The sequence below is a fragment of the Allobosea sp. OK403 genome (genome assembly GCF_900113835.1).
Classification (GTDB): domain Bacteria; phylum Pseudomonadota; class Alphaproteobacteria; order Rhizobiales; family Beijerinckiaceae; genus Allobosea.
The window spans coordinates 725,699-744,209 of sequence record NZ_FOQV01000001.1 but is presented as its reverse complement, the minus strand read 5'-3'; the positions used below and the strand labels follow the sequence as shown (position 1 = coordinate 744,209).

The 18,511-nt window shown below is 62.7% G+C and carries 16 protein-coding genes and 2 pseudogenes; 8 read left to right on the top strand and 10 right to left on the bottom strand.

The window, feature by feature from the left end:
- Window positions 1–499: 499 nt before the first annotated feature.
- A complete protein-coding gene (locus BMZ97_RS03150) occupies window positions 500–829 on the bottom strand; it encodes a hypothetical protein (protein ID WP_092165345.1) in 330 nt (109 codons plus the stop codon).
- Between the two features lie 148 nt (window positions 830–977).
- Here BMZ97_RS03150 and BMZ97_RS03145 point away from each other — a divergent pair, with 148 nt between their 5' ends.
- Window positions 978–3,017, top strand: a complete 2,040-nt coding sequence (locus BMZ97_RS03145) for a heavy metal translocating P-type ATPase (RefSeq protein ID WP_092165342.1) — start codon at window positions 978–980, stop codon at window positions 3,015–3,017.
- Between the two features lie 174 nt (window positions 3,018–3,191).
- Complete coding sequence (locus BMZ97_RS31700) at window positions 3,192–3,317, top strand: hypothetical protein (protein ID WP_280141707.1); 126 nt, start codon at window positions 3,192–3,194, stop codon at window positions 3,315–3,317.
- A gap of 271 nt (window positions 3,318–3,588) precedes the next feature.
- Here the strand turns inward: BMZ97_RS31700 and BMZ97_RS30575 are convergent, their stop codons facing one another.
- Both BMZ97_RS30575 and BMZ97_RS31510 read right to left on the bottom strand, forming a co-directional pair.
- Window positions 3,589–3,771 (bottom strand): hypothetical protein, encoded by a 183-nt coding sequence (locus BMZ97_RS30575; RefSeq protein ID WP_139221141.1) that lies wholly within the window; start codon window positions 3,769–3,771, stop codon window positions 3,589–3,591.
- 392 nt (window positions 3,772–4,163) lie between these two features.
- A pseudogene (locus BMZ97_RS31510) lies at window positions 4,164–4,376 on the bottom strand (transposase); the annotation flags it as partial.
- Between the two features lie 234 nt (window positions 4,377–4,610).
- On the opposite strand from BMZ97_RS31510, the gene BMZ97_RS03140 reads away from it, so the two are divergent.
- Window positions 4,611–6,023, top strand: a complete 1,413-nt coding sequence (locus BMZ97_RS03140; RefSeq protein WP_092165340.1) for a M20 family metallopeptidase — start codon at window positions 4,611–4,613, stop codon at window positions 6,021–6,023.
- 222 nt (window positions 6,024–6,245) lie between these two features.
- On the opposite strand, the gene BMZ97_RS03135 is transcribed toward BMZ97_RS03140, so the two are convergent.
- The 3 genes from BMZ97_RS03135 to BMZ97_RS03125 are packed head-to-tail and all read right to left on the bottom strand — an operon-like array spanning window position 6,246 to window position 8,766.
- Window positions 6,246–8,318: an ATP-dependent helicase gene (locus BMZ97_RS03135; protein ID WP_092165338.1), complete on the bottom strand. Its 2,073-nt coding sequence runs from the start codon at window positions 8,316–8,318 to the stop codon at window positions 6,246–6,248.
- Window positions 8,315–8,545, bottom strand: coding sequence for a hypothetical protein (locus BMZ97_RS03130; protein WP_092165336.1), 231 nt, complete (start codon window positions 8,543–8,545; stop codon window positions 8,315–8,317). Before BMZ97_RS03130 ends, BMZ97_RS03135 begins: the two co-directional genes overlap by 4 nt.
- Complete coding sequence (locus BMZ97_RS03125) at window positions 8,545–8,766, bottom strand: hypothetical protein (protein WP_092165334.1); 222 nt, start codon at window positions 8,764–8,766, stop codon at window positions 8,545–8,547. Before BMZ97_RS03125 ends, BMZ97_RS03130 begins: the two co-directional genes overlap by 1 nt.
- 59 nt (window positions 8,767–8,825) lie before the next feature.
- Between BMZ97_RS03125 and BMZ97_RS03120 the strand changes: the two genes are divergently transcribed.
- From BMZ97_RS03120 to BMZ97_RS03105, 4 genes and pseudogenes are all read left to right on the top strand, one after another.
- Window positions 8,826–9,080, top strand: a complete 255-nt coding sequence (locus tag BMZ97_RS03120) for a hypothetical protein (protein ID WP_092165332.1) — start codon at window positions 8,826–8,828, stop codon at window positions 9,078–9,080.
- A 51-nt stretch (window positions 9,081–9,131) separates the two neighbouring features.
- Window positions 9,132–9,320, top strand: a pseudogene (locus BMZ97_RS03115) (RpiB/LacA/LacB family sugar-phosphate isomerase); the annotation flags it as partial.
- 195 nt (window positions 9,321–9,515) lie between these two features.
- Window positions 9,516–11,909, top strand: a complete 2,394-nt coding sequence (locus tag BMZ97_RS03110) for a phosphoketolase family protein (protein ID WP_092165330.1) — start codon at window positions 9,516–9,518, stop codon at window positions 11,907–11,909.
- 22 nt (window positions 11,910–11,931) lie between these two features.
- A complete protein-coding gene (locus BMZ97_RS03105; RefSeq protein WP_092165328.1) occupies window positions 11,932–13,107 on the top strand; it encodes an acetate/propionate family kinase in 1,176 nt (391 codons plus the stop codon).
- 71 nt (window positions 13,108–13,178) lie between these two features.
- Here the strand turns inward: BMZ97_RS03105 and BMZ97_RS03100 are convergent, their stop codons facing one another.
- Window positions 13,179–15,110, bottom strand: a complete 1,932-nt coding sequence (locus tag BMZ97_RS03100) for a hybrid sensor histidine kinase/response regulator (RefSeq protein ID WP_092165326.1) — start codon at window positions 15,108–15,110, stop codon at window positions 13,179–13,181.
- A 32-nt stretch (window positions 15,111–15,142) separates the two neighbouring features.
- Complete coding sequence (locus BMZ97_RS03095) at window positions 15,143–15,901, bottom strand: Crp/Fnr family transcriptional regulator (RefSeq protein ID WP_244546214.1); 759 nt, start codon at window positions 15,899–15,901, stop codon at window positions 15,143–15,145.
- A gap of 137 nt (window positions 15,902–16,038) precedes the next feature.
- Between BMZ97_RS03095 and BMZ97_RS03090 the strand changes: the two genes are divergently transcribed.
- Window positions 16,039–16,779, top strand: coding sequence for a response regulator (locus BMZ97_RS03090; RefSeq protein WP_092165324.1), 741 nt, complete (start codon window positions 16,039–16,041; stop codon window positions 16,777–16,779).
- Window positions 16,780–16,784: 5 nt separating this feature from the next.
- Here BMZ97_RS03090 and BMZ97_RS03085 read toward each other — a convergent pair whose 3' ends face one another.
- The gene (locus BMZ97_RS03085; protein WP_092165322.1) at window positions 16,785–17,255 is read right to left on the bottom strand and encodes a hypothetical protein; all 471 of its coding nucleotides are present in this window, start codon (window positions 17,253–17,255) and stop codon (window positions 16,785–16,787) included.
- A gap of 86 nt (window positions 17,256–17,341) precedes the next feature.
- The gene (adhP, locus tag BMZ97_RS03080) at window positions 17,342–18,415 is read right to left on the bottom strand and encodes an alcohol dehydrogenase AdhP (RefSeq protein WP_092165320.1); all 1,074 of its coding nucleotides are present in this window, start codon (window positions 18,413–18,415) and stop codon (window positions 17,342–17,344) included.
- Window positions 18,416–18,511: the final 96 nt, after the last annotated feature.

Below are 18,511 nucleotides of genomic sequence, written 5' to 3'. Positions count from 1 at the left end.
GCGCTACGCGACAACGACCTGATCCGCTTAGGCCGGCCGCACAAGCTCAACTGATGCACAACGAAGACCGGCATATGCCACACCCGTATGCCGCAGCATAACCTGTTGATAAATTGGCAGAAAACGAAATACTGATTTTTGTTTGTGCGGATTAACGACGGGGTGCAGCTAGTCTGCATCGCTGGGGATATTGAAGAGCGAGGCATAGTGTCGCCGCGCTTGTCGGAAAAGTTCCGCAATCTGATACGCGGCGCCCGGCTTGCCGGGCGTCGCTTCCTTATCCAGACGAGCTGAGAAGTTCGGTTTTTCCGACAGCGGGCAATCCAATCCGCCCTCCGGAAGGGCGTCACTTCAGCAAGAAATTCACTTCGAAATGCGAGTGGCTCGCGAGGGCCCCTCGCTGTGAGACTGGAAGCGTCGGACAGCGTCGACGACATCGTTATCCGCTTCGCGACTCCCAGATAGACCTCCTCCCTAAAGCGAGGGGAAGCGTTTCTCGTCAACTGATTCCGGGCGTACACCGGCGCCATGTTTGGGCGGCGGCGGAACCGATCGTCACCCGCACCTGCGTTTCACCCTGAAGGACCATATCAACAGGCGAGCCTGCATCCGCCTCCTCGGGAGGCAGGGTGAAGTTGAACGTATGTCGCGTGTAGTTCCCCGACAGCCTCAGTCCCTTGGTCGTCGTGACGGCGGAGCCCTCGATTGTGAAGCGCCGCCCATTCTCGGAGCACCAAGCACCATCGATAGCGTCCGCATAGGCCGGGCTCATCGTGCAAAACGTCAGCGCCGCGACGGCGCCAGCAAAAACCAAGCCTCCCTGTTTCATCGGTTGTCTCCTCTGTGGTGACCGCTCGCTAGCGATCGCCACAATGAGAGGAGGTCTCGTCAAAGTGAAGCAGTTCTTGTAATTAGAATAATTCCAAACTAGATAGAGCGGGCCAGCCAGGCATCCTTTCGAACGGGATGATTCCGCCATGACGACCGTCGTTGCTTCCCCACCGCTCTGCCCTGCCAGCGCGCAGCCCTGCACCTGCTTTCGTCCGTTCGAGCGCACCTGCTCGGCGAGCGCGGCCCAGCAGGCCAAGGTCTCTGCAGGCTGGTTCGGGAACCGTGTTCCGCGGGCGCTGAGCCTGTTCGGTCATGACGTCGAGACAGTCGAAGTCTTGCGCGTCGCGGTCGTCGCTGTCTCGGCGACGCTGGTCTGGTTCGGCGCTATCCGTTCCGTGGCCGGCTTGGACTTGGTCGGCGTGGTCGGTCTGCTGGTCGGTGCCTGGCCGATCGTCCGCGAGGCGGTCGAGAACATCAAAGACCGGCGGATGACCATGGAACTTTCCATGTCGATCGCCATCCTGGCGGCCGCGGCTATCTCGGAGTTCTTCACTGCGCTGGTCGTCACCTTCTTCGTGCTCGTCGCCGAGGAGCTCGAACATCTCACCGTCGATCGCGGGCGGGCCGCCATCGCCGACCTCATCGACGTGATGCCCCATGAGGCGACGGTGCGCCGCGCTGGCGTGATCTCGCTGGTTCCAATCGATACAATCGTCGTCGGCGACCGCGTCTTAGTCGCGCCCGGCGAAAACATCCCTGTCGACGGTGTCGTGAAGTCGGGCCTCTCCTATGTCGATCAGGCGCGCATCACCGGCGAATCCATGCCGGTCAGGCGTAGCGCAGGCGATGCCGTCTTCGCCGGCTCGATTAATCAGTCTGGCGCGCTCGACATCCAGGTCGACCGGATCGGGCGTGACACCAGCTTCGGGCGCATCATCGATGCGATCGAGAACGCCGAGCAGTCGCGCGCTCCGGTCCAGCGCCTCGCCGATCAGCTGGCAGGCTATCTCGTCTATTTCTCCTTCGCCGCGGCGATCGTTACCTACCTGCTCACTGGCAACATCCGCGACACGATCTCGGTGATCATCGTCGCCGGCGCCTGCGGCGTCGCGGCAGGAACGCCTCTGGCGGTACTGGGCGGCATTGGTCGCGCGGCGCGTAACGGCGCAATCATCAAGGGCGGCATGCATCTCGAGATGCTCGGCCGCATCGACACGATCGTGCTCGACAAGACGGGCACGCTGACCTTCGGCGAGCCGCGCGTCTCGGCGATTCATCCGGCGCCCGGCCGCACAGAGGCCGACCTGCTCAGGCTGGCTGCATCGGCAGAACTCCGCTCCGAGCACCCGCTGGCCAAGGCGATCGTGGCGGAGGCCCGCGTTCGAGATATCGCGGTGCCGGAGCCCGACAGCTTCGACTACACGCTTGGGCGCGGTGTCACGGCAAAGCTGGGCGATGACCGCATCCTGATCGGCAGCGTCAAGCTCCTGCAGGCTGAGGGGATCGACGTTGCCGCCGGCCGTGCGAGCGACGCCCTCTCCTCCGAGATCTACGTCGCGGTCAACGGGCTCTATGCCGGGGCTTTCGCCGTCGCCGACGAGGTGCGTCCGGAGGCCGCAGACGCTATCCGCGCCCTGCACGCGATGAAGATCCGCACCATCCTGCTGACCGGCGACAATGCCGAGGTGGCCGAGAGCGTCGGTACCAGCTTGGGAATCGGTACGGTCGAGGCTGGCATGCTGCCCGAGCAAAAGCTGGAGCGCGTGCGGGCGCTGGCGGCGTCCGGCGCCAAGGTCGCCATGCTCGGCGACGGCATCAATGACGCTCCGGCTTTGACGGCTGCGAGTGTCGGGATCGCGATGGGCTCGGGCACCGATGTCGCCAAGGAGAGTGCCGACATCGTCCTGCTTGCCAACAACCTGGAGCGCCTCGTTGAGACGGTTCGGATCGCCCAGCGTACGCGCGGCGTCATCTGGCAGAACTTCTCCGGCACGATCGCCGTCGATGCTCTGGGCATCGCCCTTGCCGCGTTCGGCTTCCTGAACCCGCTCTTGGCCGCCTTCATCCATGTCTCGTCGGAACTGATCTTCATCTCCAACTCGGCGCGGCTGCTCCCCGCCGCTGATAAGATGAGGTTGCCACGGACTGCACAGGCGTCGGATTCGAAGGCGTTGCCGCAGAGTTGAGAGATTGGCGATTCCGGATAGGCGCTCGGGGGCCAGTCGGAATCGTCGCACAGCCAGATTATCGCGTCACCGAGCATTGATGCCGCGCCATTTGGCGACAAACAGGATGCGAGCCGCTCGATGATTCCCAGACCTTCCGCGCCATCCAGCGGAATTGCCCGCTAGGACAGCGTCGTGCGCATGCTGCACTGGCTGATGGCCGCCCTGATGCTGGCCTGCATCCATGCCCTCGCCGCTCTCTGGCATCGCTTCATCCGCAAGGACGCGACCCTGATGCGGATGCTGCCGATCAAGCGTTGAGGCACAGGATGCGGGCGACGCTGCGGCATTATGATGACTACGTCTCAGTGGGCAATGCAGTTCCAAAGGAAGGCTGCGTGATTACGACGCGGTGCAGTCAAACCGCCCTGCCCTTTTTGATAGACTAGCGCGAAATCCGATCAGGCGCGTCGTATCACTTCCGCGGCCAAATGCAGGCGCCCAAGCTCCGGTGAGGCGGCCACAGCGGATGAAGAGCGTCTAATGCGTGACTTGGGCCGCTCACGCCGAGGGTGAACGGCCCCGTTTTTGTTCAAGCCGTCGTGTCGATGTTGCCTCCGGAGCCGGGCGGGAGCGGTGCCTTTGCTTTCTCGGTCGCGGCCGCCGTCGTCCCATCATGGTCGCCATCGGCGTCGAGTGGGGCCGCCGGGGGCGCGCCCTTCGTCTGCAAGAGACTCTGCGCGGCAGTGCTGCTCGTGGTGGCTGATACTGACATGTTTCGTCCCTCCTAAGGACACGCGCGATGCTGCGCTTGGGACATTGATCAATTCATAACTGGTGGGGCAATTTACGAACTGCCAAACGGAGATTGATTTCGATCAAACAGAACGGTCTTGAGATATCGATATAGATCGCCACTCAGTCGCCACTCGATAACAATTTGCTGAATATCCGAGTTAGCTGTCATCGCCGATCTGACGTATTTTAAAATCTCTCAGATGCAGCCTTACTGCGATACGAGAATAGTATTTTCTAAGAATGTATTGCTGCATGAATGATTTCGACGCCATAAATCATACATTTCAGCTACGCATTTTCCCAAGATCAGCAGTTCAGGTCGTGTCCTCTAGGGCTGAGCAGCATGGCGCGATGCTGCGTCGGTAAGATCATGTAGGCGAGCACGTCAATCTTGGATTTCTCAATGAGGGCGGCGCGCTTGGGGACGGTCGGCCCGAGCTGGTCGGAGACCCTGCGCCATCGCAGGCTGGCAGCGGCGTCCTTCTAGGCGAAGGCCGTGGCGATGAAAGCGGAGACAACGCACCGTTCGCCAAGGATGACATGAACCAGGGCGTTGCGCATGAAGTGGACGCGGCAGCGCTGCCGGGCCTCAGCTACACCACTTGCCGGGACACGGGACCCGATAACCCAAATTTCGGAGGGCACAGGCAAAGGTCGAGCCTGCAATAATCGCCGATTCTTCGGAGCAAAATTCAGCCATTCTGCCATCCGCCTTGTAGTAGCCTCTCGCAGCTGGGGCTGCCGACGCCGAGTTATTGCGGATGATGGCGGCAAGAGCGGCGGCTATGGGCGCGAACGCAATCTCGGGAGAAGGCTGTGCAGAATACCGATAGGATTTGGACGATCGTCGATGCAAAGCAGGCGGACTATATCGAGCTGAGCGACCGCGTCTTTGAGATGCCCGAGCTCAACTACCGGGAGGTCAAATCGGCTGCCGCCCACGCCGAGCAGCTTCGGCGCGAGGGATTTCGCGTGGAGACGGGCATTGCCGGATTGCCGACCGCCGTCATGGGCGAAGCGGGAGAAGACGGGCCGGTGATCGCCATCCTCGGGGAGTACGACGCGCTGCCGGAGCTGTCGCAGGCTCCTGGCGTGTCCGAGCATCAGCCGCTTCCCAACCAGCCGGCCGGCCATGGCTGCGGCCACAACCTGCTGGGCGCCGGCGCCATGCTGGCGGCCGCGGCGGTCAAGGATTTCCTCGCGGAGCGTGGGCTCAAGGGCCGCGTCCGATATTATGGCTGCCCGGCCGAAGAAGGCGGGGCAGGCAAAGCGTTCATGGTCAAGGACGGTGCCTTCAAGGATGTCGACATCGCCATTTCCTGGCATCCGGCCGATTTCGCGGCGGTGACGGCAGCTATATCCCTGGCCAACACGACGCTCGATTTCGAGTTCTCCGGCCGCGCCTCGCATGCCGCCGCCGCGCCGCATCTCGGCCGTTCGGCGCTCGATGCCGCCGAGCTGATGAATGTCGGCGTCAACTATATGCGCGAGCACATGCCCTCGGACGCCCGCATTCACTATGCCTATCTCGATGCCGGCGGCATCGCGCCCAACGTCGTGCAGGCCAAGGCCAGGCTGCGCTATGTCGTGCGCGCGACGATGGTCTCCCAGGTCCATGAGCTCATCGCCCGCGTCCGGAAAATCGCCGAAGGCGCGGCGCTGATGACCGAGACGACCGTCACCAGCGAAATCGTCAGCGCGATGAGCAGCCTGCTGGCGAACACGCCGCTGGAAGATGCGATGCAGCGCAACTTCGATCGGCTCGGCCCGCCCCCTTTCGACGCAGACGACGTCGCCTTCGCCAGGCGTATGCAGAAGACCGTGACGCCCGCGCATATCGAAAGCGCATTTCGCCGCTCGGGCTTGCCGGTGACGGATTTTCCCCTGTGCAACGCGATCGCCCCCCGGGAGGTGCCGGGGCCGCGGATGATGGGTTCGACCGATGTCGGCGATGTCTCCTGGGCCGTCCCCACGGTCCAGGCGCGTGGCGCGACCTATACGATCGGCACACCCGGGCATTCCTGGCAGCTGACGGCCCATGGCCAATCGCCGCTGGCGCATAAGGGCATGGTTCACGTTGCCAAGGTCATGGCGGGCGTTGCCGCAGATGTGCTCGTCGAACCGGGATTGCTGGAAAAGGCCAAGGCCGACTTCGCGGAGCGCCTTGTCCGGACACCCTATAAGCCGCTCCTGCCGGACGACGCCAAGCCGCCTTTCCACATGTTCTGACGGGCAAAGCCAGCTCTGGCTGGAAAGCCAATTCTGACGCGTGGGAAGCCATTTCTGACACAAGGAAAACCCTGGCCCGGTCGACGATCGATCGGGCCATGACCAGGCGCTTGTGTGAGCTCGCCAATGCCCGGACATCGCCTTGAGGCTGGTTCCCGGGAATTATGTCACGGAATTTCTCGGCCGAGGCGTATCGATACTGCTGCCAGATTAGCTGTCCGATTAGCGCCACATGCCCCGCATTTGCGCACGCACATCGATCCTCGGCCCATTGCCGGGCATCCGGCCGGCCTCCTCAGCCGCGACGCGCGGCCAGGCGCAGCGCTCGAAATGCCCGAGCAGGCCGTTGGGAATGAACCGGGTCCGGCTCGCATAGACGTGGCGGTCGCCGGTCGATGATTGGCCATGGGTGAAGAAGCGCTGCGGCACGACGAGATGCAGATCGTCCTTGGCCCGCGTCATTGCGACGTAGAGCAGTCGCCGCTCTTCCTCGATCTCCTCCGACGTGCCGACACCGAGATCGATCGGAATGCAGCCATCGACGACGTTCATGACGAAGACCGATTTCCACTCCTGGCCCTTGGCCGAATGGATGGTCGAGAGGATCAGGTAGTCCTCGTCAAGCAGTGGCACTCCGGCCTGATCGCTGGTCGCGTCAGGCGGATCGAGCGTGAGTTCGGTCAGGAAGCGCTCTCGCGAGGAATAGCCTCCGGCGATCTGCTCGAGCTGGACAAGGTCGGCTTGTCGCGTCGAGGCGTCTTCATGGATGCGTTCCAGATGGGGTTCGTACCAGAGCCGCGCGCGCCCGATCTCAGCGGGCCAGCCGCAGCCGCCCGAACGCAACGCGGCGACGGCAATCTGGAAGCTTGTCCAATCCTCGCCGGCGCGCGGCGGCGCGGGAGCGTCATGCAGCGCCGCGATGGGGTCGCAGGCTTTGGCCATGTGGTCGAGCACGCGCTGCGCCGAGGTTGGCCCGACGCCGGGCAGAAGCTGCAGGATGCGGAAACCGGCGACCCGGTCGCGCGGATTCTCGACGAAGCGCAGAAATGCCAGGACATCCTTGATATGGGCGGCGTCAAGGAATTTGAGGCCCCCGAATTTGACGAAAGGAATATTGCGCCGGGTCAGTTCGATCTCCAGCGGGCCGCTGTGATGCGACGCTCGAAAGAGCACGGCCTGCTGCTTGAGCGTGGATCCCGCCTCGCGGTTCTCGAGCACCCGCTCGGCGATGAAGCGAGCCTGATCCGCCTCATCGCGCACATTGACGAGTTGCGGCGCCGCGCCGGCTGCCCGATCGGTCCAGAGATTCTTGGTGAAGCGCTCCGCTGCCAGGTCGATGACGCCATTGGCTGCCGCCAGGATGGCGCTGGTCGAGCGGTAGTTCTGATCGAGCGTGATGATCTCGGCCGGAGGCGAGAAGGCCGCGGGGAAGTCGAGGATATTGCGGACCGTCGCGGCCCTGAAGGAATAGATCGACTGGGCATCGTCGCCGACGACGGTGAGCCCGTGGCCGCCTGGCTTCATCGCCAGCAGGATCGAGGATTGGAGCCGGTTGGTGTCCTGATACTCGTCGACCATGACATGATCGAAGCGCCCGCCGATATCGGCGGCAAGATCAGGGTCCGCCATGACCTGGGCCCAATAGAGCAGCAGGTCGTCGTAATCGAGCACATTCTGGCTCTGCTTGGCCTCAACATAGGCCGCGAACAGGTCCCGCAGCTCCGCCGCCCAGGCCACGCACCAGGGAAAGGATCGGTCAAGGACATCCTCGATCGGCATCTCCGCATTCACGCAGCGCGAATAGATCGAAAGACATGTCCCCTTCGTCGGGAAGCGTGTCTCGGTCTTGGAAAAGCCGAGCTGGTGCCGGACGAGGTTCATCTGGTCGGCAGCGTCCTCGCGGTCATGGATCGTGAAGGCAGGATCGAGCCCAATCTGGTCGGCATAGTCACGCAGCAGGCGCGCGCCGATCCCGTGGAAGGTACCTGCCCATGTCAGCGCGTCCGCCAGGACACCGGCGCCATCGCCAAGCACCTTCCGGGCGATCCGCTCGACGCGCTTTGCCATCTCCGCGGCCGCGCGGCGGGAGAAGGTCATCAGCAGAATGCGGCGTGGATCGACGCCGCTCACCATCAGATGCGCCACGCGATGGGCGAGCGTGTTGGTCTTGCCCGAGCCGGCACCAGCAATGACGAGAAGCGGGGACGCGAAAAGGGAACCGACGCCGTGAATGACTGCGCGACGTTGCGCGGGATTCAGCGTGTCCAGATAGGAGATCGGGGTTATGGCGTTCATCTCTTCCAGCCCACGCTCGCCGACACGTCGTTCGAAGCAAAGCCCGCATTGAGCTGATCAGCGTTCAAGTTCAGGGAGGAGTTGAGCGCATCCAACGCGACATAGAGGGTTGAGCCGATCGGGATTTCGACGCACCGTTTTCGCACGTCGTCGTGGAACGCCTTCAGCTTCGCCTGCGTCTCGCGGGCTTTCCCCGGCGCTAGGCCGCGCTTGGTTCTCTGGACCATCAAACCTCGTCCTCAACGTCCAGGCGTCGGGCTCCAGCTGAGAACACGCCACGGATAAAGCCGCGCGACACTGCCTGCTGCGCATCCCGGATCAACGCGGCCTGATCATGCAGCAGGGCTCGAATCGCCGCCCGGGGATCCCCGTTGAACTCGGCCAGGACGTCGTCGATTTCCTGCTCTGAAACCTCCGGCTCGGTCTTTTCAAGCGGCTGTGACGACATCGATTGCGTTCCCGGAAATGCGAACGTAATGAGAACATAGCTGCCTGCGGAGTCAAGCTATGGCCAATGTCGAGACGTTCTTCCTCCAACCCTTCAAAACGCATCGCAAGCGTCTCGTACCGGGGCAGCGGGTGCTGGCGAGGACGAAACATCACGCGATCAACGATGGAGAGCGCATGGCGCGCACTGCCGAGGGGCTCGCCGTGATCCATGTCACCGCCGACGATGAAACCGGCGAGGTCAGCGCGCTCTCCGTCCTGGCGCGCCATGGCGCGATTCCAGAGGAGTTCGAAGAGCAGATCCGCGCGCTGTGACGGCCTGTCGAGATCGAAATGTCAGCACAGGGACATCCAGGCCGGAGCGTGGTCGGCGCCTCGATCGCGGCCAATAAGAGGAAGGGCATCCGCGCCGACGTCATGTGCATCTGCGCGCAGATCATCGGCCCATGGTTGGCGAGCGATCTCATCACAGCCTTCCTGGCGGCCGAATTTTCGACCGACGAGGATTTCCGCCGTCGTGTCGAGAAGCTGCACGCGATGGACGCGGAAGGCTGAGAAGAACAGGCGACCCGTACGCTGATCGATCAATGTCGCGCTTATCGCACGGCGCGCCATTGGGGCCAGGCAGGCCGTGCTTGCCGCGACATGTGAGCGCTATGCATCGGCGAAGCCCGCGTTCCTTGCGCTAGATCAGCACGCGCAGCGAAAGGGTATGCTCCATTCCGCAGGCAACGGGATTGAGGAGAAACCATGATCGCCGACCCCATGAGCCGAGACGAGCTAAGCCTCATCCATCGCTATTGGAGCGCCGCGAACTATCTCTCGGTCGGCCAGATCTATCTGCTCGACAATCCTCTGCTTCGCGAACCGCTCCGGCCTGAGCACGTCAAGCCGCGCCTCCTCGGCCACTGGGGCACGACGCCGGGCCTCAACTTCATCTATGCGCATCTGAACCGAATGATCGCGGCACGCGATCTCGACATGATCTATGTCTGCGGCCCCGGGCATGGCGGCCCCGGCATGGTCGCCAACACCTATCTCGAAGGCTCCTATAGCGAGACCTATCCCGATATCTCCCGCGATGCGGAAGGACTGCACAAGCTCTTCCGGCAGTTCTCGTTTCCTGGCGGGATTCCGAGCCATGCTGCGCCCGAGACGCCAGGCTCGATCCATGAGGGCGGCGAGCTGGGGTATGCGCTGGTTCACGCCTTCGGCGCCGCGCTCGACAACCCGGACCTGATCGTTGCTTGCGTCATCGGCGACGGTGAGGCCGAGACCGGGCCGCTCGCCGCCTCCTGGCATTCCAATAAATTCCTCAATCCGGTCCATGACGGCGCTGTCCTGCCGATCCTGCACCTCAATGGCTACAAGATCGCCAATCCGACGATGCTGGCCCGGATGCCGCCCGAAGAGCTGCGCAACCTGCTCATGGGCTATGGCTACGAGCCCTTCTTCGTCGAAGGCAGCGAACCGGAGGTGATGCACCAGCTCATGGCGGGCACGCTGGACACGGTGTTCGACCGCATCCATGCCATCCAGACAGAGGCTCGCGACGCTGGACGCATCGACGAACGCCCGCGCTGGCCAATGATCGTGCTGCGCAGCCCAAAGGGCTGGACCGGACCGAAATTCGTCGATGGCAAGAAGGTCGAGGGCTTCTGGCGGTCTCACCAGGTGCCGATTACCGACGCGCGCGGCAACGCCGCCCATCTCAAGCTGCTCGAAGAGTGGATGCGGAGCTATGAGCCCGAGACGCTGTTCGACGAGGCTGGCGAGCTGCGCTCAGAGCTGCGAGCGCTGGCGCCGTCGGGGACGCGCCGCATGGGCGCCAACCCGCACGCCAATGGCGGTCTGCTCAAACGCAGTTTGAAATTGCCGGATTATCGCAATTACAGCCTCGAACTGCCCTGCCCTGGCGGCCTCGTCGCAGAGGCGACGCGAGTTATGGGCGCCTATCTTAAAGACGTCGCGGTGCTGAACGCGCCAGCACGCAATTTCCGCATCATGGGTCCCGACGAGACAGCCTCAAACCGCCTTGACGCGGTGTTCGATGTTACAGAACGCGTCTGGATGGAGCCGATAGAGCCCTATGACGTCCATCTCGCCCGGGATGGCCGGGTCATGGAGGTGCTGAGCGAACACCTTTGCCAGGGCTGGCTCGAGGGCTACCTGCTCACCGGCCGCCACGGCTTATTCTCCTGCTACGAGGCCTTTATCCACATCGTCGATTCGATGGTGAATCAGCACGCCAAATGGTTGAAGGTCTCGCGCGGAATCCCGTGGCGTCAGCCGATTGCTTCGCTGAACTATCTCCTGACCTCGCATGTCTGGCAGCAGGATCATAACGGCTTCAGCCACCAGGACCCGGGCTTCCTCGATCTCATTGCCAACAAGAAGGCAGATATTGGCAGAATCTATCTGCCGCCGGATGCCAACACCCTGCTCTGGGTCACGGATCACTGCCTGCGCACCTATGATCGCATCAATGTCATCGTCGCCGGCAAGGCTCCGGCGCCGCAATGGCTGAACAGCGAGGCCGCGGCGATCCATTGTGCCGCGGGAATCGGCATCTGGGAGTGGGCCGGCAACGAGAAGACGGGCTCGGAGCCCGACGTTGTCATGGCTTGCGCTGGCGATGTGCCCACGATCGAGACCCTCGCCGCCGTCGCATTGCTGCGGGCGGCAATGCCCCAAATCACCATCCGCGTCGTCAACGTAGTCGACCTGATGACGCTGCAGAGCCACAAACAGCACCCTCATGGGCTGAGCGACCGGGATTTCGACGCCGTGTTCACGCGGGATCGGCCGGCGATCTTCGCCTTTCACGGCTACCCGCAGCTGATCCACCGGCTGACCTATGATCGAGGCAACCATGCCGGCATGCATGTCCACGGTTATCAGGAGGAAGGCACCACCACGACTCCGTTCGATATGCTGGTGCTGAACGAACTCGACCGCTTCCATCTCGCCATCGCCGTGATCGACCGGCTCCCGGAGCTCGGCTCCGATGGCTCACGCGCGCGTCAATGCTTCCGCGACCAGCTGATCGCCCATGCGGCCTATATCCGCGCATATGGTGAGGACATGCCGGAGATTCGCGATTGGCGCTGGCCGCACGATGCATCTGCCGCGGGCATTCCATGACCCTTCTCGGTAGGGCGAAGCCATGACGGATGCGATCCTTGCGTTGAATGCAGGCTCTTCGAGCATCAAGTTCAGCCTGTTTGAGATTGCTTCCGGCAACCCCTCACTTTTGGTGCGCGGCGAGATCGAGGAGAATGACGGTTCGCCTCGTCTCGTCGCCAGGAATGCAGCCGGCCAAAGCCTCGCCGATCGTCGCTGGGGCTCGCAACGAGCCGAGCAGGACGATCTGCTCGGTGAGTTGCTTGGCTGGATCGAAGCCCATCTCGGCAAGGATCGCTTGGTCGCGGCCGGCCATCGGATCGTCCATGGTGGCCGCGAGTACTTCGAAACCTGCCGGCTGGATGAGCGCGCGATCGCAGCGCTGACCGCCCTAACATCGCTCGCGCCATTGCATCAGCCGCGCAGCCTCGCGCCAGTACGGGCGCTCGCACGCCTGCGCCCCGACTTGCCGCAATTCGGCTGCTTCGACACCGCCTTTCACCATGGCCTGACATCGCCGGTCAGCCGCTTCGCAATTCCACGCGCCTTGGAGGAGAAAGGCATACGGCGCTACGGCTTTCACGGGCTGTCGTATGAGTTCATCGCAAGGCTCCTTACCGAGATCGCGCCTGAGGAGACCGGCAAGCGGACAGTGGTGGCCCATCTCGGCAATGGTGCGAGCCTGTGCGCCATGCGAGATGGCAAGAGCCTCGATACGACAATGGGCTTCTCGGCGCTCGATGGCCTCGTCATGGGCACGCGCTGCGGCGCGCTCGATCCCGGCGTCCTGCTCTATCTTCAACAGGTCGAGGGTCTCTCGGTCGTGGAACTGGAAGATCTGCTTTATCGCCAATCGGGCCTGCTTGGCGTCTCCGGCATCTCCGGTGACATGCGAACGCTGCTCGCGAGCCAAGACCCGCATGCCGCTGAAGCGATTGATCTCTTCGTATTCCGGCTGACCCGTGAGATCGCGGCAATGGCCAATACGCTGGGCGGGCTCGATCGCCTCGTCTTCACCGGCGGAATTGGAGAGCACGCCCATCAGATCAGGGCTCTTACATCCCGGCGCCTGGAATGGCTGGGCCTATGCTTCGAGGACAAGGCCAATCTGGAAGGCAAGCAACGGATATCCCGCGATGACAGCCGCATTGAAGTGCTGGTTCTCGGCACCGATGAGGAACTGACGATCGCACGCCATGTCTGCCGCGCCATCGGCTAATGAGCGCGCAGCGCAGTCATTCTCAGCTGTTCCATCGAACGGCTCGCAGGCAGCAAGCCAAGTGCGCAAGGCTACGCCAACGACCCGCTTCTCTCATCGAGCAGCTCGCGCAGCCGAATGGCAAGCTCCCAGGCGGTGTAGGGCTTCTTTAGCCAACTGCCCTCCGCTGCCAGCTCGCGTCCGGCGACGCTTGGCTCCGCGTAGCCTGAAGTGAAGAGGATCTTGATGTCGGGCCGCGCTACCCTTGCCTTCTTCGCCAACTCGTCGCCCGTCATACCGCCCGGCATGATAATATCCGTGAAGAGCAGCCTGATTTCGGGATGGGCGGCAAGCAGTTGCAGCGCCTGCGCCCCGGCCGCCGCCTGGATGACCCGATAGCCTGTATCCTCCAACCGAGCGACCGCGACGCGGCGTACGCGGGCATCGTCCTCGACGACGAGAATCGTTTCGGTACCTTTCGGCATATCGGCCACGCCCTTGCTTTCGGTCGCGGCGGGGTCCTCGTGGACCTTGCCGGCGGCGGTCGCAGGCAGAAACAGCCGCACGCTCGTGCCCTGCCCCGGTTCGCTGTAGAGCTGGACATGTCCGCCCGACTGTTTGGCAAAGCCGTAGACCATGCTGAGACCAAGGCCGGTCCCTGCGCCGACATCCTTCGTCGTGAAGAAGGGCTCGAATGCGCGCTGCCGGACCTCAGGCGGCATCCCGACCCCGGTATCGGTGACGGAAATCAGCAAATAGCTGCCGGAGCGCACTTCGGGAAACATGCGCGCATAATCCGCGTCGATCTGCGCGGGAGAAACCTCGACGGTGAGGCGCCCACCGCGCGGCATCGCATCGCGGGCGTTCAAGGCCAGGTTGAGCAACGCGTTCTGCAATTGCGACGCGTCCACAAGAGCCCGATTCATGGCTCCACTCACGATTGTCCGCAGTTCGATCGCTTCCCCAAGCGTCCGGCGCAAAAGATCAGAGAAATTCGACACCAGCTGGCCGACATCAGCAAGCTTCGGGTTGAGCGGTTGCCTTCTGCCGAATGCCAGCAACTGCGCGGTGAGGATGGCGCCGTCATCGGCCGCATCCTGCGCCTCGCGCAGAAGAGCCCGCAGTTTCACATCATCGAGGCGCCGCTCGATCATCTCCAGATTGCCATTGATGACGGTCAGGAGGTTGTTGAAGTCGTGAGCTATACCGCCGCTCAAATGCCCGACGGCTTCCATCTTCTGGGCCTGGCGTAGCTCTTCTTCTATCCTGTGACGGCTGGTCAGATCACGGATGAAGCCGGTGAAGATGCGATTGCCATTGGCGATCGCTTCGCCGATCGCCAGTTCCATCGGAAAGCGGGTGCCGTCCTTCTTGAGGCCCGTCACGACACGCCCGTAGCCTATGATGCGCCGTTCGCCCGTGGTCAGGTAGCGCGAGAGATAGCCGTCATGCGCGTCGCGGTCCGGCTGCGGCATCAGACAGCGGACGTTCTCCCCGCAGATAGCGTTTGCCGCATAGCCGAACAGGCGCTCCGCAGCAGGGCTGAAGGAGGTGATCGTGCCAGTTTCATCAATGACCACCATGGCTTCGGGCACGGTGTTGAGGATCGAGCGGAGATGCGCTTCCCGGGCGATGAGATCGGTCTGGGTATGCTTCAGGGCGCTGACGTCGATATTGGTCTCGACGATCACGAGGTCCGACGGAGCCTCCGATCTGACAGCCACCCAACGGCCGGCCACAACGATCACATGACCGTCCTTGTGCCGATGTGTCAGATCTCCAGCCCAGATATCGTGCTGGCGCAAATGAGCGTGAATCTCATGGAGTGGCACAGGAAAAACGGTTTCGAGCAGATCATGCGCGACCGCCCCAACCGCCTCCTCGCGGGTCCAGCCGTAAAGTTCCTCGCATCCTGTCGTCCAACGGCTGATGACGCCATCGAAGCCATGGACGATGATGTTGGCGCCGTCGAGGACGCGCACGATCTCGCCCAGGCTGTGATCGCTGGTGAGCTTGGACTTCATTACAAGCGCCACCTCACGACCGGCTCGATCCATCATTGAGGCCAGACCGCCTGCCGAACCGAAGCCGGGCCCCATGTCTGCTTATCGTCATCATCCCCCTCGCCTGCAAGCCGGGCAAGCTTTGCCAGTTTTCGAACGATGACGGAATGGCGACCGCTTTGAGCAATCACCCCCGCGCCGATCAATTTGGTCATGGTCCGCGAGACCGTCTCGATGGTAAGGCCGAGATAATCCGCCATATCGAGCCGTGTCATCGGAATCTCGACGATCGGCTGGGCTAGCTGGACGCTCGACAGCCGACGGGCAATGACAAGCAGAAAGCTGCTGACCCGTTCCTCGGCGCTCTTTCGCGCGAGCAGCACCATCTGGTCCTGTGCCGCAGCCATCTCATCGCAGAGACGTGCGAAGAGTTGCGGCCGGAGCTCCGGAGACCGGTTGATCTCCTCTTGAAAGCGCCTGCGGGTGAAGCGGCGAAGCTTGGTCTTCGTCACGGCTTCAGCGGTATAAAGATACTGGTCCTTGACGGAAACGCCCAGCAGATCGCCAGGATAGATGAAACCAGTGATCACCCGGTGGCCGTCGCCTGTAATCTTGAATACGCGCAGGACGCCCTCGACGACTTCGAAGACATGCTTGGCCGCGTCCCCTTCCCAGAACACGGCGGAACCGCCTTCGAACGTCTCGACCACCTGCTTGCTGAACAGGGTCCGCAGGTTCACGGCAGGAGGCGTTGTATCAGCGATGGCGCTGACAAAGCCGGGCCGCTGTGACATGATGGTTTCCGTGAACATGAGCGTCTCTCTTTGCCTGTCGATGCAGAGAATTGACGTCACTCCCGTCACGGCGAGACGATGCCAGCGTCACAATCGGTGCGATGACGTGACGGATTGTAACAGGCAGGAATGGCCTATGGCCTTGAAGCTCGAACATGTCTGAGCCGCGGGGCCGTAGTGAACATATCCTCGTCGTGGATGACGATGCGCGCATTCGCCAGATGCTCATTCACTACTTCGAGGATGAGGGCTACCGCATAACCGCAGTTGCCGGCGGCCAAGCCATGCGGGAATGCCTGCAAATGACCGTCGTCGACATCATCCTGCTCGATCTTGTTCTCCCCGGCAGCGAGGATGGTCTCGTACTCGCCCGCGAAATCCGCTCACAGTCGGATGTACCGATCATCATGCTGACCGGACGCGATGACGTGGTCGACCGGATCGTCGGACTCGAAGTCGGTGCCGACGACTATATCGCCAAGCCGTTCCACCTTCGGGAGGTGCTGGCGCGGCTCAGGACGGTGCTGCGCCGTCGGCAGCCTGCGATAGCGTCGGCAAGCGGCGCCGACAGCGAGATTTTTCACTTCGACGGCTGGCGCCTGGACCTCGCACGCCGCGAGCTCGTGACGGCGGAAGGCGAGGAAATCATCCTCACGACCGGCGAGTTCGATATGCTGGCGGTGCTGGCGAAGCATCCGGGGCGCGTCTTCTCCCGCGACGTGCTGATGGATCTGACGCATGGGCGGACGCTGGAGGCCTTCGATCGGACGATCGACGCGCAGATTGCGCGGCTGCGGAAAAAGGTGGAACGCGACCCCAAGCGACCATCATTGATAAAATCTGTTCGCGGCATCGGCTACGTTTTCACCGGCAAGCCCGATTCCTCACGACTTTAGAGAGATCAGGCTTGGGCAGCCCTTGGTGCATCGAGGAGCACTAGCACGCCATGGTCGGACCGGCTGATCTCCCCCTCGCGGAGATGGCGGCTCCAATTGTCTTGTCCCAATGTCCAGATGCGTATCGCCTGGCAAACCTCCCGCCGCGCCAGACCCCGGAGGTAACCTAGTAATTCGCTCGCGACGCCGGCTTCGTCGGCCGCGCTGGTGATCACGAAGATTGAGACGTCCAGGATTCGGTCATGAAAGGGGTGTTTTCTCACGGCGTAGACACACACGCCCTGAACGTATCCGACGGGATTCACCGCGACGACAATGTCATCCTGGGCGATCGCCAGGCGTTTCCGGGTCAGGGCGTCGCAGCAAAGGGCCCGCCATTCCTCAAGAGCGAGCCTGGGCGCGACCAGACCGACCAAGAGATAGGCCCGGTCGATCTCTTGGTCGGCTATTTGGCCGATCTTGTAGGTTGGCTGCATCGCGAGGCTCCTCCCACCTACAGGTTAGGTTCGGCCAGTCGCCGGACCATGATCTGCCTCAAAGCGCAGAATGGGCTGACAGCCGTCTAAACGTAGGCGGGTTCAGCCTTCTGCATGGACGCCTCGGCCGGCATGGTGAGATCCAGGACGATGCGGCCCTCGACTTTACCGGCCTTAAGCTTGGCGAAGATCGCGTTGATGTCCGCTAACGGCGCCTTGGTGATCTCAGCCTTGACCTTGCCTTCCACGGCAAAGGCGATGGCTTCATCGAGGTCACGCCGGGTGCCGACGATCGATCCTCGCAGGGTGATCCGCTTCAGCACGACATCGAAGATCGGAGTGGGAAACTCCCCAGGGGGCAGCCCGACGAGGACAACCGTGCCTTTCCGGCGAACCATGCGCACAGCTTGGGAGAAGGCCGGCGGCGAGACCGCAGTCACCAGGATGCCGTGGGCTCCGCCGCCCGTCGCCTTCACCACCTGAGCCACCGCATCGGGCGAGCCCGCATCGATGACGATATCGGCTCCGGTCGTGCGCGCCAGAGCAAGCTTGTCCGGCGCGATGTCGAGCGCGACCACCTTGAGGCCCATGGCCTTGGCGTACTGGATGGCGACATGGCCCAGACCGCCGATACCGGAGATGGCCACCCATTCGCCCGGGCGTGCCTCGGTTTCCTTCAGCCCCTTGTAGGTGGTGACACCGGCACACAGGATCGGGGCCATCTGCGCGGCATCGACATTGGTGGGAAGGCGAGCCGCGAAGGCCGCCGAGGCGATGACATATTCGGCAAAACCGCCGTCGCAACTATAGCCGGTGTCGTGCTGATGCTCGCACAGCGTCTCCCAACCGGTCTCGCAATACTCGCAGCGCAGGCAGGAATCGTGCAGCCAGGCGACGCCCACCGGGTCACCTTCCTTGAAGTCGGTCACGCCCGGCCCGAGCTGCGCAACCACTCCGACCACTTCATGGCCGGGAATGAAGGGCGGTACCGGCTTCACCGGCCAATCGCCCTCGGCCGCGTGGAGGTCGGTATGGCAGACGCCGCAGGCCAGCACCTTGACGAGAAGTTCGCCAGGTCCTGGCACGGGCACCGGAACATCCTGAATCACCAGCGGCTTGCCGAACGCGTGCACCACCGCAGCCTTCATCATCTTCGCCATGCCTCGTCTCCTCTGTCGATCCGGCAAGGCTAGACGCATTGGCGGGCTCGACCTTGAGCGAGATCAAAGCCGCAACATGCGCGGCATCTAGCATGA

Bases quoted from the DNA above. Each gene is read 5' to 3' on its own strand.
- BMZ97_RS03090 (WP_092165324.1), top strand. From the start codon at position 16,039: ATGTCTGAGCCGCGGGGCCGTAGTGAACATATCCTCGTCGTGGATGAC.
- BMZ97_RS03095 (WP_244546214.1), bottom strand. From the start codon at position 15,901: ATGTTCACGGAAACCATCATGTCACAGCGGCCCGGCTTTGTCAGCGCC.
- BMZ97_RS03135 (WP_092165338.1), bottom strand. From the start codon at position 8,318: ATGAACGCCATAACCCCGATCTCCTATCTGGACACGCTGAATCCCGCG.
- BMZ97_RS03085 (WP_092165322.1), bottom strand. From the start codon at position 17,255: ATGCAGCCAACCTACAAGATCGGCCAAATAGCCGACCAAGAGATCGAC.
- BMZ97_RS30575 (WP_139221141.1), bottom strand. From the start codon at position 3,771: ATGTCAGTATCAGCCACCACGAGCAGCACTGCCGCGCAGAGTCTCTTG.
- BMZ97_RS03150 (WP_092165345.1), bottom strand. From the start codon at position 829: ATGAAACAGGGAGGCTTGGTTTTTGCTGGCGCCGTCGCGGCGCTGACG.
- adhP (WP_092165320.1), bottom strand. From the start codon at position 18,415: ATGGCGAAGATGATGAAGGCTGCGGTGGTGCACGCGTTCGGCAAGCCG.
- BMZ97_RS03145 (WP_092165342.1), top strand. From the start codon at position 978: ATGACGACCGTCGTTGCTTCCCCACCGCTCTGCCCTGCCAGCGCGCAG.
- BMZ97_RS03120 (WP_092165332.1), top strand. From the start codon at position 8,826: ATGGCCAATGTCGAGACGTTCTTCCTCCAACCCTTCAAAACGCATCGC.
- BMZ97_RS03130 (WP_092165336.1), bottom strand. From the start codon at position 8,545: ATGGTCCAGAGAACCAAGCGCGGCCTAGCGCCGGGGAAAGCCCGCGAG.
- BMZ97_RS03110 (WP_092165330.1), top strand. From the start codon at position 9,516: ATGATCGCCGACCCCATGAGCCGAGACGAGCTAAGCCTCATCCATCGC.
- BMZ97_RS03125 (WP_092165334.1), bottom strand. From the start codon at position 8,766: ATGTCGTCACAGCCGCTTGAAAAGACCGAGCCGGAGGTTTCAGAGCAG.
- BMZ97_RS03100 (WP_092165326.1), bottom strand. From the start codon at position 15,110: ATGAAGTCCAAGCTCACCAGCGATCACAGCCTGGGCGAGATCGTGCGC.
- BMZ97_RS03105 (WP_092165328.1), top strand. From the start codon at position 11,932: ATGACGGATGCGATCCTTGCGTTGAATGCAGGCTCTTCGAGCATCAAG.